Source organism: Alkalibacterium olivapovliticus, assembly GCF_003003275.1.
Classification (GTDB): domain Bacteria; phylum Bacillota; class Bacilli; order Lactobacillales; family Carnobacteriaceae_A; genus Alkalibacterium; species Alkalibacterium olivapovliticum.
Genome location: NZ_PVTO01000039.1, coordinates 1 through 14,613 on the forward strand (window position 1 = coordinate 1; position 14,613 = coordinate 14,613).

Sequence of the window (14,613 nt, forward strand, 5' to 3'; positions counted from 1 at the left end):
GTTCCCATTTCGAACACAGCCGTTAAGCTTCCCAGCGCCGAGGATAGTGAAGGGTTTCCCTTTGTGAAAGCAGGACGTTGCCGTGCAGCTCTTTTTTTGTTATAATAGCTTTACATTATTCCGCAATAGCTCAGTTGGTAGAGCGCACGACTGTTAATCGTGTTGTCGCAGGTTCGAGCCCTGCTTGCGGAGTTTTTGTTTGAAAAAAAATACATAATGCCGCTTTAGCTCAGTAGGTAGAGCGCATCCATGGTAAGGATGAGGTCGCCGGTTCAAATCCGGCAAGTGGCTTTGATAAGACAACGTTTATAGGACGTTGTCTTTTATTTTTACAATTCGTCCATGAATCGTCCATGGTTTAGTGAATAGCTTTTCGTTAACATGATAAATTAAACCCTCAAAAGTTATTACTCACTTAAAAAATAGTTACTGAATCGCTCTGCTGTCTCACGGTGGTGCGATTTTTGTGTATGAACGTAAAAGTTCATGGTTGTTTTCGCATCAGAGTGTCCTAAACGCTCCTGCACGTACTTTAAGGGTTCATCCATATTAACTAGCATTGATGCATGGGTATGGCGCAACTCATGAAATGTAATAAGCTTTACATTAGTACGATCACAAATTACTTTTTTTGCTCTTCTGACATTCCTCTCTTGAATAAACCCACCAATTTCGTTTGAACAAACAATATTCGATTTAGGATTCTGACTATTTTTATGATTTATTAAGAAATCCATTTGGCTTTGGGATAAGTCAATTTCACGCATTGAGGTAGAGGTTTTAGTGTGGTAAACAATTTTCTTTTTGCTCCAGCTATATTGCTGTTTAACTATGATTAAGTTATTCTCAAAGTCTATGGAGTCCCAAGTTAAACCTAAAATTTCACCTGATCGCATACCTGTGTTCAATGCCAACCAAAAAACCATGTACGATTGGTATTCCTTTGCAGTTTCTAAAAAGGTATGTGCTTCTTCTTTAGTCCAAATCTGTGCGGTTCTGTAACGTGTACGAGGTTTATCGACCTTATCTAAGGGATTATTCTTTATTTCATCCCATTTCACATATTGCTTATAGACATTGTTCATCAAAGTGTGGGCTTTAATAATAGTCGAATTTGCTAGAGTTAGACTTTTCTCCTTCCATAGTTGTTGAATTTCGTAAGGCCTTATTGAAACTAAGGTACGATGGGCAAAAGTTTTTTCTAAGTGATTGACGTACAATGATTGGTAGTTCTTTAATGTACCTTCACTTAATCTATCTACAGCTAGCAAGTTAAAATAGGTGCTAACTGCTTCATCAAAAGTAACAGTTGTTTCTTCAATGTATGAGCCTGAATACAGTTCATGTTTTAATTTTGTTTCGTCCGATAGTGCATCACGTTTGCGTGTCCTAGTAGATCCATAGATGTACTTTTGGGAATCACGTACATATACTGCTGCAAAATACCTTTTACTTCCATCTGTTAATGTTTTTTGTCGTATAGCCATTTTTCTGTTCTCCCTTCGAGTAAAAGAGAACAACTACATGTACCTATTGTATAAGTTGTTCTCTAAATACTCAACTAGTCATTTGGAAACTGGTCAATCCAAATGTTTAAAAAATCATTCATTTCATTCACCTTGAAAAGCCATTTATTACCAATTTTTCTTTTTGGTAATCGAGGATCTGGAAACATATATTTATAAATACTTGCTTCGCTTAGACCAGTCATGAATCTCAAATCCTTCATGGTGTAGAAAAATTTATGTAGCTCAAATTGTTGCTCTAATCGATTTTTGACTTCATCTTTCACAATTTGATCAATGATCTCTTTATCCATTTGAATCGTTATCTTACTCTCACTTTTAATCATAAAATTACTCCTTCCTAGATACTGTATTCATTGAAAACATAGTCATTCAATTTTTCCTATCAACAAATTTCTCTAATTAGAGAAATTGTTATTTTTAACAATATCAGCTTCAACATTAGTCAAATCTAATTGACATATGACCAGATCAGCTGTTAAATCCTTAATTTCATTACTGAGCTTCTGCCTGTCTATTGCCGAAGATGTTTCCTCCATCTGCAATTTGAATAGCTCTTTTCTTTTTGCCTGCAACTTTTTGTTCAATTGATTAACCCGATTTCCCATAGCTATTTTCCTCCTTAATTACTTATTTTCTTAAACATGTCTTTTGGTGTTTTATAATCGTGGTCATTGAAATCGTCAATAAACCTCAAATAGGGGAATCCCAGTAGTCTAGGCTTCACCATTCTTTCATTTTTGTAGATGCCTTGTCCCTGTCCAAATATAAATTGAGGAACATCTTCTTTTCGATCTATTGCAGTAATGTAAGTTTGATTATCAGCATTACCCAACACTATTTTAAGTAACATATTAGACTGAATTGATTTACTTAATGTTTGTGCATCTATTTTTTGGAATACAAGAATCATGAATACTCCGGAACCAGAACCCATTTGAGAAATTCTTTTAAGTTGTTTTTGAGCGGTCTTAAACTTTTCTTTTGAACTTTTATCTTGTTCATCACTCATTGAATCATGCCATGAAGGATACTCATCAAAAACTAAAATTATTGGGTCTAATTTAAAATCTCGATAGTCGGCAGAGGCTTTACTTTTCAATTCGCGATTCATAATTTGTTGTCGTTGAAGCATTTTTGAATGAACCCTATCAATAAGATCACAAATATCATTATCTTCAGTAGCAACTTTATCTTGAGCAATATAATTACCATAATTCTTCCAATCGCCATTTTTTGGATCTGCAAAATAGAGCTCATAGTCTAATTCTTTATTGACCATTTGAATTAATAATCCTAGTAATGCGTATGTCTTGCCACTTCTAGTAGCCCCAATTATTTCAATATTTGATAAATCCGTTATTAGTCGGTTATCAAACTTCAATTGATAATCATTAACGCCATCTAATGCCCAACTTACATATTCAATTAACGAATCAAACTTTGGCTGAATCTGCAAATGGACTGAATATATATAGTAGATATGCCAATCTCCATCCTCTGATATATAGCTCTGCTCCAGCTTGTAACCTTTTATATCTGGACTTATTTCAGCTTTTGCTAGCCTTATATTATCTCGAGTAGATGATCGAATCCAAACTTGACCAGAGTCCATTTTTTTATCGTCAAAATATATCTTTATTTCAGGCAGAATCGCATATTTTACATTTTGATGGGTGATAGAGGTCTCATATCTAGCGAGGAGTATAGCTTTACGTAACTGCTTTGTTAACCTCCAGCGCCTTATCGCTTGTTTTGGACCCTTATCCAGTCTATTCCTTACAGACCAACAGATAAGCAAAACAAATAGTATAGCTACAACAGGGGAAACTAAATATAATCTCCATTTACTCATAACTATTTGCCAGTTGATTAAACTTGTTGAAGCTAGCGCAATATTTAGTGTTTCATGTGTTAATTCTAGAGATGATAACGTCAGCAGCAATATTGTAATCGAACCAAATGCTAGCCAACCATTTCTTTCTCTTCTTGTCGGTATATTAAGCATTTAAACCTACTCCTTTGACTAAATATATATTTCACCTGTTCCTATTCCTATCATGCTATTTTCCTACTTTAATGATTAAAAAGGCATAATAGCAAGGTTTAGGTAGGTAGGAAAATATTGTAATAATTCCTACCATTCCTATCACTATCACTTCCTTATCCAGCCTGAAGTGACACCGTATGGGAACTTGATGCTAGATCGATACTCCCATTCATCTAAGCTATTCATTATCGTTCTAACCTTTTTCGAAATTTCAAGGCTAGATGGTTGCGTGAACATAGCGATTTTAACTAGTTCTTTAGTGGAGACTTTATTTCTTGTGGGACCATTACCATTAGAGGGATTACGCTGCAGATGAAATGCGAAGTCATTGATTTGATTTTGCAATTCTTTTCCTTCAAGTGCAGTGCTGTTGCTAATCGGACTTTCGAGATAATTTAATATTTGTTCTTTGTCAGGATCAAATAAATTCTCACGATTTCGAATACTGTTTAAAGTATCTGAAATGTTTTGATTAAAGCCAATGGTCATTAAATCGATTACTGTAGGTATCTCAGCCTGATTATCTACAGTATATTCAGTTTCCATAACATGCTTAGCCTCAGCTAGCAATCTAGGCAAAATCTCTCTTCGCCATCGTCCATCAAACAACTCTGTCTTACCCTGGTTAGGTTGAGTTTGAGAAATAACAGGAAGTAATCGTCTTTTAACAGCTTGTGACTGATTATCCAAATAGGCAATATCATTAGAAGTCCCTGTTAGAATAGAGTGCCTCAAGACCCTTTTTTTGTCGCCTGAATAATAAGATCGATAGAATACCGTAGTTTCAGTAATGAATCGCTTTATAGCAGATTCTTTTGCAGCTAAGAAAGCAGTCATTTCGTCATCATTTACCACCCAATTGAAAGACATTGTATCCTCTCCATCAGGGCTCATTCCAAAAGAAGGTAATGAGTTTCCAAACCATTCACCACCCAGTTCATTCAAAAAAGTGGTCTTTCCAATTGAGTGGGATCCCTCCAAAATAAACATGAAGTCAAATTTTGAGGAAGGGTAATAAATCATAGCGACTAAAGAAACGAAGAAAAGTCGTGATACCCATCTGTTGTAATCACTATCATCCAGTTTGAAAAGTTCAATTAGTTCTGTGTCAATTTTTCTTGAAAAATTTGGGTCGTAAGAAGTCGATTCAATGAAATCTTTAACAGGATGAAATCTGTTAGCTAAAGCAACCTGTTTTATTGCCTTATCCAAGTTTTTCACAGAGGCTTTTATAGAATATTCATTGCTCAGATAAATCTCAATCATCTCTTTATCTGTTTCAGTCAGAAAATCGACTTTTAATGTGGATTCAGATTCGATTTTATTAAAAAAATCTTTTCGGTAGTATTGATTATTGAATTCATTGAAAGCAATACGGTCCCTTAGGTTGTCATCGTTTGTCAATATCAAGTGCAAATTCGCATAGCTGTTTGTGACTTCGCCTTTCGAATTTTTCTCTAAAGCACTTTTCCATATAGAAGGCGAGAGATTGGCATTGTTATTCTTCATGATTGTTCTCCTTTATATTGACCATTAAGTGTTCCCAAGGCTTTATACCTTGTTCCTCGTAGATTTTCTGGTATTTGCTCAGCCACTTTCCGACACTCTCATTAGGCTTAGAATTTTTAAACTGCTCATAAAAATCTCCTAATCCTTCTTTAACTGTTTCTGGACCGTAAATAGCGTTAATTTTGTGAAAATAAGTCAATAATCCTGAGTTATTAATTAAATAGTCTCGAGTTGCTTCTAATGAATTGGCTCTTGATACCATTGGACTAAAAGTGAAATTCGTCTCATCTAATGCATCGAGTAGCAGACTTGTCTCAAGACGATAATTCTTTGTCTGAGTATCGAAAAAACGGTATTTATTTGTGACAGAGGATAGAACAAAGTTATTTAACTCTTTATCTGATTTTATAGTATGTATCCTCTCAGAAGCTTGATGTGCAAGCTTCCCTTTTAGCTTTTGTTCAAAACGAATAACTGTATCAAATTGATTGTAGTGATCTTTTAAGTGACCATTAGTCTGTATCATTTCTCGTTTTTTATCGTATACTCGTAACACAGAATTACTTCTCTTTAGTGATCCAACATAGAAAGAAGCTACGTCTAAATTTTCTTCAATGTATGGTTTCAATTTCGAAGCATTTGTCCGTCCATTTGAAAATTGGACACCTGTTTCTTTGCTTATAATCGTCTTGTAGAGTTCATCCACATCAATATTGGAGTCGATAATGTCTATTGCATTATCCAATCTTGAAAGTCGGATAGAATAAGCCTCATCAGCAGAATTTTGAAATAAATCGTACAGCTTCCATCCAGTTTTTTCTTGAAAACGATGGAACGACCATCCAGAGAAATGAACAACAATTCCCATATTTTTGACAGTGTCATGATAGGCTATGCAAGTATAAAATGGAGCATTAAATGTAGTCATTCCAGAATTATAACCTTCAAATAAACGACCTTTTTCTTCAAAGCCAAACACTTCTTCTAACTTTGATTTCTTCATGAATATCTCTATCAGTGATTGAGCGTGTTCATTCCAATTGGTAATTGGCGTATTCTCAGTTGGTTGCAAAACTAGCGTTACTTGGTCAACCAAAGGTACTACTTTTATTTTTCCCATTTATATTTTTCCTCTCTATTATTATTGCAAAACTCGAAGAATCAATGATTATAATGGCAACGTAGGTCTTTACAAGAGCCTACGTTGGATAACCAAAGTCAAAGGCCAATGTCAATAAAAGCTGAAGCCGAAAGCCACCAGGAAAGCTAAAGCTTTCCTGGCCGCTCTGCTTGGCTTCGAAGCTAAGCTAATCCAACATTGCCTGGTCAATGGTTTCCATTAAGATGTTTTGGATGCTTCGATTTGAATATCTTCAGCTTGCACAGATAATTCAGATTGGAATTGACCGTATACTGACGCTGTTGCATTTACAAATTTAATCTTGCTAAACTTTTTATATTCAACTGCGCCTTTAGGCACTTTAACAACTATTGGTTCGCCGCCATTTAGATCAGGAGCTATATCATCACCCTCATATTTCGTATTATCCAACGCAATTATGCACTTATATTTTGTCCCTAATATTTTTGTAATCCTACCATCGGAATACGAATTCCAGGGTTCATGTGCTAAAATACGAATATCTTTTCCTTTGAAAAATTCGTCAGTGTCAAATTTTAAGAATTGTCTTAATTTTTTCATTTTTATACTCCTTTTGTTGCAGGGGCCCTCTGCTCACCTATTTAATATGACCATAGGAAGTCAAATTTTGTAGCGAATTCTCAACTACAACCTTAGTTTAATGTCTAAATTATGGAAAGTGAATGGAAAGAAATAATTAAAAAATTGCTTGTAAAAGCTTTTTTTATAGTATTTTCAGCTAATTATAATCTTTAGATGTCATGGAAAGTTGGATTGTTAAAACTATTTACCTACAGAAATTAGAATTAATGAATATCCAATTAATATGCCGGGTAAAAAGAGTATCCAGATCGGTATAAATATTAGTGGAAATTTAAAGAAAGCTTTTTGTGTATGGTAAAATATGAGAAGGACTTACATTATGAAAATACAGATAGAGGTGATTTCATGGAGTATACAATTGAAGAAATTATAAATAAGGTTATCGAGCAGTTTAATATATCCAACGTAGGGATAGCTGATAGAAATAGGTATAGAAAAAGAATTGAAAAAATAATCAAAGATTTTGAATTTGACGCAGTCGACGAAGACGATGTTCCAGTCTCAAGGAAACGATCTGGGAAAAAATACAGTGAGAATGTTAAGGGTTTCATATTGTTTAATAACGATCATGAAAATTATAAACGACCTCCAACAGCATTTGAGTATTGGTTAAACCAGAGTGAATACAATAGTTATGCACCAGTCAAGCCTGCTGATTATTATCAAAGTGAGGTAGAAAAAATAGAGATAGAGCGAGCCGAACTGCTTCCTAAAATCGATTTGGAAAAAGAAATGAGCTATTCGCAGGATTATATAAATACAAGGACAATTAGCGAAGAGGATTTCTCACAAAAAAAAGTTGAAATAATGTCTAGAGCATTATTTGATATGTTTTTCATTTTAGATGAAGAAAAGCTACAAAGAGATATGGAAGCTTATCTTTATTCTTTAACAGAACAAACTCCTGAAATGAGAAGAGCAATTGATGATTTAGAAAATCACCCTCATAGATATGTAAGTTATAAAGAAGAACTTAATCAGGAATTCAAAACTAAGTTAAGTGAATATTTAAATATTAAGCCTAAGCACAATGATTATTAGACTATATATCAAATGATTCAAAATCTAGCTTTAAATATGAAGCTAAGTCTCTACCATAACTCCTTTATTCTTATATTTTTCGTTTTGTGTCACGCAAGCGCCCATGCAGAGTTTCTTTGCATGGGCTTTATCATTTTCAGCATACTCTAACGCCAATAAACAAATTGGAGCCTGCACTACGTGTCCTATTTGTTTCTATTCGAGAGTATCAAAACAGGTCAAGTACCGTTAAAATTTTTTACAGATCAAGGATCAAAAATTTTTAATCTAATTCTTCGAATTTCCTTGACCTGTTTTGACTGAATGATACTTCCTCACCAACAAAACGGAAAAATAAACTTTTTGAGTCACGCAATGCGTTTCTCAAAACAAAAAAATAAGAAAGAGTGAGGAAAATGGAACAATTATCATTAGAGTTAGAAACTATATTGGAAGTAGTGCGAGTGAAGCAGGAAGTCCAAGAAAGACCAACAGGGTATAAAACAGGAATGATTTCTTCCTCATACGCAGGCAATTTTGGAATCCGTGAAATTGGAGACGAAGCAAGTGAGGTAATGTTAGTAGTTGTTTTAAACACAAAAAACCAAATAAACGCAATACACAGAACTTTTGCTGGTTCCCTCAATTCAACTGTTGCACACCCGAGAGAAATTTTCAGAACAGCAATCATGAATAATGGAGCTAGAATAATGCTATATCATAACCACCCTTCAGGGAATACAGAACCTAGCGAAGCAGATTTATCATTTACTAAACGAGTTGTAGACTGTGGTAAGTTATTAGGAATTGAAGTCCTTGACCATGTTATCGTGACGGAAGATGAGTACCTCTCATTAAGAGAACAGGGAATGATGTAATCTATAAAAAAACCACGTGTGTTATCTACACGTGGTTTTATAGATTATCTTAAATGTAAAATTACTAGCGTAATTATTCGTATTTTTTAAAAAAACAAAATCAACCACACATGAGTTCATGTTTAAGAATCTTAGGAAATACGATATGATATACTATAAGTGCTATTGTAATTAATCGATTCGTAGATAATAATTAGATTCACAAAAAATGTAATGGGGAGAGTTTATATGTATAAAACCACCATAATGCAAGAAGTAGAGAAAATCCTTAGAGGGTTTGGAAGTAAATATTTAGTGGAAAATAAAATAAACAAGTCTAAAGTAATTGAAGATATTGATAATTATGATAAGAACTTAATTGAAGTAATGCTTCAGAGCAGCACTATAAAACATAATTTTACTAGTGAAATTGCAGGACATAGAATCTTTAAAACGAACAAATTTATTGAAGTTTTTCAAGCTGATGAATTTTGGAAGGATTCATACACTAAATTCTCTAATAAAATTGGTTTAACTAGTAATGAGACATTTTTAGATGAAGCAACTGAAGTGATATTAGATTTCCCATATAAAGATACTGTCCTAAAAGCAAGTATGTCTAAAGAAGATACTGATAAAAATGATTTAAAACCAGACGAGCCCTTCTTAAATGAAATTATTGCGAGAGAAGAAATTGATATTCTGCTAGATAAAAAGATACTAGTTAATGCAAAGAAATATACAGCTGAAACTGAAGAAGAAGTTTCGGATATATCAAAGAAAGATAATTTAATTTTGAAAGGAAACAATTTACTTGCATTACATACTCTGAAAGAAAGATATCCTGAAAAAGTTAAATTAATTTATATCGATCCTCCTTATAATTTAAAAGGAGACTCATTTAAGTATAATGATAAGTTTTCAAAATCTACATGGTTAACGTTTATGAAAAATCGACTTGAAATCGCTAGAGAACTTTTATCAGATGAAGGATCTATTTGGATTAGTATTAGTGATAAGGAGATGCATTACTTAAAAATTTTAGCAGATGAAATATTTGGAGAAAATTCTTTTGTTGGTACTTTACCGCGTAAAACACGAGATGGTAAATCTGATGTTCCCTTTAATCTATCCCAAGATTTTGACTGGCTATTAGTTTATACAAAAGGTAATGTTGAAGATCCCGTTGTAGGTAGGGAAATAGATAGAAAATATTACAAAACAGAAGATTTCCCAGAAAGACCATGGAGAACGGCAGATTTAACTAAGCAGACGACCGCTAAAGAACGACCTAATTCAAACTTTACTATGATAAACCCAAAAACTGGGAAAGAGTATCCCGTTAACCCAAAACGATCATGGGCAGTTACTAAAGATACATTTCAAAGCTATTATGATGCTGGTGGGATTGGTTTTCCAGACGATTACGAATTTATGTCTGGAAATAGACCCTTTAGAAGAGTTTTTAAAGATGAAGACGAAGCAAATACTAAGCCAACTTATGTGAGCAGTGACTTCATGGTTAAAGATTTTATATTGTCATTAGCTAAAGATGTAAAAAATCAAAAGGGCAATGATCAGATAGATGAGCTGTTTAGTAGAGACGATTTTGATTATGCTAAGCCAGAAGAACTAATAAAATTAATTATTGATGTTACTACTTCCGAAGACGATATTGTGTTGGATTTCTTTATGGGCTCAGCTACAACTCAAGCTGTTGCTCATAAAATGGGTCGTCAGTATATTGGAATAGAACAAATGAATTACATCAATACCGTCTCTGTTCCTAGACTCCAAAAAGTAATTAAAGGAGAACAAGGTGGGATCTCTGCAGCTGTTAATTGGAAAGGTGGAGGTAGTTTTGTTTATGCTGAATTAATGGAAAAAAACCGAGGGTATTTGGATGATGTTATTGGTGCTTCTGATCAGAACACGTTAAGAAATGTTTTTAATCTAATGTTAGAAAATGCTGATTTTGATTTCCGTGTAAAATTAGATGAATTAAAAGATGGGTTCAATACATTATCGCTGGATGACCAAAAACGAGCCTTAGTAAAAATAATTGATAAAAATCAATTATATTACAACTTTTCCGAAATCGATGATGCAAATGTTCGTGATTTAATTTCTGATAGTGACTATGCATTCAATCAGAGTTTTTATAAGGAGGAGGACGATGAGTAAGAAAAGAGAGAAATTATTGCCTCTTTATGAAGAACTTCTTCGCTTTGATGAAGATATTTTTGAGAGAACAGAAGCATTCGAATATCCAGAATACATTGAAAGTAATCTAGTTCATACGTTTCGTGATTATCAAGAGGATGCTCTACGTTTCTTTCATCACTCTCAAACATCTGAGTTGTTTGATTACAGAGACATTAATCACGTATTGTTTAACATGGCAACAGGATCTGGAAAAACAGATTTAATGGCTGGATTGATTTTATATCTTTTTAAAGAGCATAATTACCAAAACTTTCTATTTATAGTGAACACAAAAAGTGTATTGAATAAGACCATTGGTAACTTATTAAATCACACTACTGATAAATACTTATATAGTAAGTCAATAGAGATTGATGGGAATAGAATTAGTTTTCAGCAAGTAAAAAAATTTCCAAAGAAACCAAGAGAAAATACTATTTATATAAAGTTAGATACAGTTCAAGCGGTTGCAAATGATATATACACAGTTAAAGAAAACTCAATGGGCGCTGGAGATTATGCCAAAAACAGAGTAGTGGTACTTGGAGATGAGGCGCATCACTACTCTGCTTCAACAAAGAAAGAAAAAGAAGATGAGCAGTCTTGGGAAAGTGCCATTAACACCATATTACATGCAAGAGAAGATAATTTGCTATTAGAATTCACAGCTACGATTGATTTAGAAGATAAAAATATTTATGAGAAATATAAAAATAAAATTATCTATCGTTATACTCTAGATCGATTTATCGCAGATGGTTATTCTAAGAACATTCGACGTATTCAAACTTCTAATTCTGATTTAGATAATATGTTAAACACTGTGTTACTTAGTCAATATCGAAAATTGTTTGCACGTGAAAAGCATAATGTAGAGATTAAACCAGTTATTTTATTCAAATCTCAACGTATTGGAGATTCAAATGACTCAGAACAATATTTCAATAAGCTGATTGCCTCATTAACACCTGCATATCTAACTGAATTTATTACTAGACAAATGCAGATGGACATCATTGAGGCTAGTGAGACACTAGAATTAACTTTTGAGTATTTTATTTCTAAAATCAATGAATTCCCACAAATTATACGGGAGATAAAACGTGATTTCGGTGCAAATAGAGTAATTAACGCTAATGACTCAGGTCAGAAAGGTATTCTTGAAAAAGGACAGTACGAGGTATTAAACAGTTTGGAAAGTCCAACTAATATATATCAAGTTATTTTTGCAGTTGCAAAATTAACAGAGGGTTGGGATGTACTTAACCTACATGACATTGTAAGAATAAGTGATCCTGCTAAAACAACTGGGTCAAAGAAAGCAACTAATTCTGAAGCTCAACTAATTGGACGTGGAGCACGTTATAATCCCTTCAAAATGGATAATAGAAAGAGCTTTACAAGACGTTTTGAAGAGGGCAGCCAATCGAGTCTTTTATTAGAAACACTACATTATCATACAATAAATGAACCTCAATATTTGAAAAACTTAGTTGATTCATTAGATGCAATGAACCTGCCAACTGGAGAAGACACAAAAAATCCCCTGTTAAATGTAAAAGTAAAACCAGCATTTAAGAGTAGTAATGCTTGGAAAAGTGGAAAAATATATTACAACGAAGCAGTAACAGTAACAAACGAATACTACGATGGGTTGGATAAATATGGAATAAATAATAAAAAAGATATTGTCATTCCATGGATTACGGCTGCACAAGAGGTTAAATACTCGGATTTTGTTCGTGAGGATTATTCTCAGCAACATAATGTTATAGTTGAGATAGACAAAAGATATTTAAATAAGGCAATGAATCGATTATCTTTTTATCATTTTGAAAATTTAAAAACATTTCTTCCAAAATTGTCATCGCGTGATGAGTTTTACGGTGAAAAATGGTTGAATTTATCGCAGCGTACAATATATGCAAGGGTTACACGATCTATGGCTAAAGAGAATCTTAAACCAGAAGAAAAATTAAAGATCCTAGAAATATATTTGCAAGAAGTCGCTCAGAAAATACAACTAGGCTATCAAAAAGTAAAAGGTACGAATCGCTTTGTCGGTTATCCTATTAAAGATTATATTCAAGATTATCGCAAACGAATACCACAGTATGATACGGGTAAAGAAACTGTATATACTGTTACTCAAAACGTTAAAAATTATGATATTAAAGCACCTTTCTTTGTTTATAATTCTGCAGTTGTGAATTTATTGGAAAAAGAATTAATCGAGCGTGTAAGCGAAAGAGTTAGTGAACTAGAAGAAGAATATGACGAAGTTTATTTGATTCGAATGGATGAAAATATGCATCGTGAAAGTAGAAAAAGAGATGACTTGAAACTTTATCAATTTGATTCTAAAGCTAATAACATTCATTATAGTGGATTTCAACCAGACTTCATTTTATATTTAGAAAATTCTGATTTCTATATGCAAATATTTATTGAACCAAAGGGAACTAATCTTCTTGAAAAAGATCAATGGAAAGAGGATGTCCTAACATTCATTAGTCAGCACGAAGGTGAAATAATTATTGATGAACATATTTCTGGGATGAAAATTAAGGGAGTTAAATTTTACACTAAGAATGATGGACGGAAAACAATTAATCAAATTGGAGAGTTAGCATTAGGAAAAAGATTTAAAGGTTTATCAATGGAGTAATACTACACATACTTAAATAGGGAGTGAGTACCTTGGATAATCAAGTATATGGGCAATTGATTTCAAGAACAGCAGAAGTTATGATTAGAAATACTACTGAAATTATATTTAATAGAATTGACAAAGCTAAAACAAGTCGTGATGATAAACAAACTATCTTAGAGTTAGAAGAAATAGTTTCAGATTTACTTAATGATAAAAATCAGCTCAATTCTATTATTCATCAGTATGAAGAGATGTTAGCTATACAAAAGATTTCAGACAATGATATTGAGTTCATAACTGAAAATGTTGTCCCAATACTCTCTGAAGTACTGGAGAGTGATGTAGTATCAAAAGGGAATGAGGAACAGGCAAAATCAATGTCTGAAGGCTTAGAAATATTAACCCCATTATTATCAACTGAAACTTTTAAAATTTTACAATTGCTAGGATTTAATTTTAGAGATGCTTTTGGAGTTCCCTTAACTAACGTTGTCAAACAAGCAATTAATAAAACCAATACTGAAGAGCTACAATACGAAAATAACATTGCTGTAAATAATGCAAATGCAGAATTATTTAAATTGCTTCAGACCGAAGAGGGCAGAGAAGCTTTTAGAACATTTAAAAATCAATAATATATAATAGAGTCATAAATCATTTAAGACTTATGACTCTAACTATTTAATGTAGTTGTTCTCTAATGAATCCATGAATCATCCATGGAATAAAAATAAACAATATTTAATATGAGAGTTTTCATTTACAAAGTACTGAAATAACAGATTTTATAAAGAAAACAAGAGATATAAGAGTAACTATTGAGAATGGTAAGGATGAGGTCGCCGGTTCGAATCCGGCAAGTGGCTTTGAGATCAAGGGTTTTAATAGTGTGTAAAAATCGACAGATAATAAAGAAATATGAGCATAGATTATCAAAGAAACCGCTGAATAAATGGTTGTACAATAAAGGACGTTGGTGAGAAATTCTCACTAACGTCCTTTATTTGATTATATTAGAAAACAAGTGAGTTCTCCTGTAGAATAATAGT

General features: G+C 33.1%; 12 protein-coding genes, 2 tRNA genes and 1 rRNA gene. 8 read left to right on the plus strand and 7 right to left on the minus strand.

Annotated features, from left to right (window positions below):
• From rrf to CLV38_RS12575, 3 genes are all read left to right on the plus strand, one after another.
• Positions 1–86 (plus strand): 5S ribosomal RNA (rrf, locus tag CLV38_RS14255); the annotation flags it as partial.
• Positions 87–119: 33 nt separating this feature from the next.
• Positions 120–192 (plus strand) — tRNA-Asn (locus CLV38_RS12570).
• Between the two features lie 26 nt (positions 193–218).
• Positions 219–291 (plus strand) — tRNA-Thr (locus CLV38_RS12575).
• A gap of 116 nt (positions 292–407) precedes the next feature.
• Here CLV38_RS12575 and CLV38_RS12580 read toward each other — a convergent pair.
• The 7 genes from CLV38_RS12580 to CLV38_RS12610 all read right to left on the minus strand — a co-directional run bounded on the left by CLV38_RS12580 (position 408) and on the right by CLV38_RS12610 (position 6,787).
• Positions 408–1,487 (minus strand): tyrosine-type recombinase/integrase, encoded by a 1,080-nt coding sequence (locus CLV38_RS12580; protein WP_106196193.1) that lies wholly within the window; start codon positions 1,485–1,487, stop codon positions 408–410.
• Between the two features lie 74 nt (positions 1,488–1,561).
• A complete protein-coding gene (locus CLV38_RS12585) occupies positions 1,562–1,852 on the minus strand; it encodes a MerR family transcriptional regulator (RefSeq protein ID WP_106196195.1) in 291 nt (96 codons plus the stop codon).
• 72 nt (positions 1,853–1,924) lie between these two features.
• Positions 1,925–2,134 carry a hypothetical protein gene (locus CLV38_RS12590; RefSeq protein WP_106196197.1) on the minus strand — a complete coding sequence of 70 codons (210 nt, stop codon included), beginning with the start codon at positions 2,132–2,134 and terminating at the stop codon, positions 1,925–1,927.
• Between the two features lie 14 nt (positions 2,135–2,148).
• Positions 2,149–3,534 (minus strand): hypothetical protein, encoded by a 1,386-nt coding sequence (locus CLV38_RS12595; protein ID WP_106196199.1) that lies wholly within the window; start codon positions 3,532–3,534, stop codon positions 2,149–2,151.
• Between the two features lie 147 nt (positions 3,535–3,681).
• A complete protein-coding gene (locus CLV38_RS12600; RefSeq protein ID WP_106196202.1) occupies positions 3,682–5,085 on the minus strand; it encodes a VapE domain-containing protein in 1,404 nt (467 codons plus the stop codon).
• Positions 5,075–6,205, minus strand: coding sequence for a replication initiation factor domain-containing protein (locus CLV38_RS12605; RefSeq protein WP_106196204.1), 1,131 nt, complete (start codon positions 6,203–6,205; stop codon positions 5,075–5,077). Before CLV38_RS12605 ends, CLV38_RS12600 begins: the two co-directional genes overlap by 11 nt.
• 219 nt (positions 6,206–6,424) lie before the next feature.
• Entirely contained in the window at positions 6,425–6,787 is a 363-nt protein-coding gene (locus tag CLV38_RS12610; RefSeq protein ID WP_106196206.1) for a hypothetical protein, read from the minus strand.
• Between the two features lie 387 nt (positions 6,788–7,174).
• On the opposite strand from CLV38_RS12610, the gene CLV38_RS12615 reads away from it, so the two are divergent.
• The 5 genes from CLV38_RS12615 (at position 7,175) to CLV38_RS12635 (ending at position 14,199) form a co-directional block, all read left to right on the plus strand.
• Positions 7,175–7,870 (plus strand): hypothetical protein, encoded by a 696-nt coding sequence (locus tag CLV38_RS12615; RefSeq protein ID WP_146129020.1) that lies wholly within the window; start codon positions 7,175–7,177, stop codon positions 7,868–7,870.
• A 395-nt stretch (positions 7,871–8,265) separates the two neighbouring features.
• A complete protein-coding gene (locus CLV38_RS12620) occupies positions 8,266–8,727 on the plus strand; it encodes a JAB domain-containing protein (RefSeq protein WP_106196211.1) in 462 nt (153 codons plus the stop codon).
• Positions 8,728–8,955: 228 nt separating this feature from the next.
• Positions 8,956–10,890, plus strand: coding sequence for a site-specific DNA-methyltransferase (locus CLV38_RS12625; RefSeq protein ID WP_106196213.1), 1,935 nt, complete (start codon positions 8,956–8,958; stop codon positions 10,888–10,890).
• A complete protein-coding gene (locus CLV38_RS12630) occupies positions 10,883–13,579 on the plus strand; it encodes a DEAD/DEAH box helicase family protein (protein WP_106196215.1) in 2,697 nt (898 codons plus the stop codon). The genes CLV38_RS12625 and CLV38_RS12630 overlap by 8 nt, the downstream gene beginning before the upstream one ends.
• Positions 13,580–13,611: 32 nt before the next feature.
• A complete protein-coding gene (locus CLV38_RS12635; RefSeq protein ID WP_106196217.1) occupies positions 13,612–14,199 on the plus strand; it encodes a hypothetical protein in 588 nt (195 codons plus the stop codon).
• Positions 14,200–14,613: the final 414 nt, after the last annotated feature.

Excerpts from the sequence above, each read along its gene's own strand:
- CLV38_RS12630 (WP_106196215.1), top strand. The coding sequence starts at position 10,883 with ATGAGTAAGAAAAGAGAGAAATTATTGCCTCTTTATGAAGAACTTCTT.
- CLV38_RS12590 (WP_106196197.1), bottom strand. The coding sequence starts at position 2,134 with ATGGGAAATCGGGTTAATCAATTGAACAAAAAGTTGCAGGCAAAAAGA.
- CLV38_RS12620 (WP_106196211.1), top strand. The coding sequence starts at position 8,266 with ATGGAACAATTATCATTAGAGTTAGAAACTATATTGGAAGTAGTGCGA.
- CLV38_RS12585 (WP_106196195.1), bottom strand. The coding sequence starts at position 1,852 with ATGATTAAAAGTGAGAGTAAGATAACGATTCAAATGGATAAAGAGATC.
- CLV38_RS12625 (WP_106196213.1), top strand. The coding sequence starts at position 8,956 with ATGTATAAAACCACCATAATGCAAGAAGTAGAGAAAATCCTTAGAGGG.
- CLV38_RS12615 (WP_146129020.1), top strand. The coding sequence starts at position 7,175 with ATGGAGTATACAATTGAAGAAATTATAAATAAGGTTATCGAGCAGTTT.
- CLV38_RS12605 (WP_106196204.1), bottom strand. The coding sequence starts at position 6,205 with ATGGGAAAAATAAAAGTAGTACCTTTGGTTGACCAAGTAACGCTAGTT.
- CLV38_RS12600 (WP_106196202.1), bottom strand. The coding sequence starts at position 5,085 with ATGAAGAATAACAATGCCAATCTCTCGCCTTCTATATGGAAAAGTGCT.
- CLV38_RS12580 (WP_106196193.1), bottom strand. The coding sequence starts at position 1,487 with ATGGCTATACGACAAAAAACATTAACAGATGGAAGTAAAAGGTATTTT.
- CLV38_RS12595 (WP_106196199.1), bottom strand. The coding sequence starts at position 3,534 with ATGCTTAATATACCGACAAGAAGAGAAAGAAATGGTTGGCTAGCATTT.
- CLV38_RS12610 (WP_106196206.1), bottom strand. The coding sequence starts at position 6,787 with ATGAAAAAATTAAGACAATTCTTAAAATTTGACACTGACGAATTTTTC.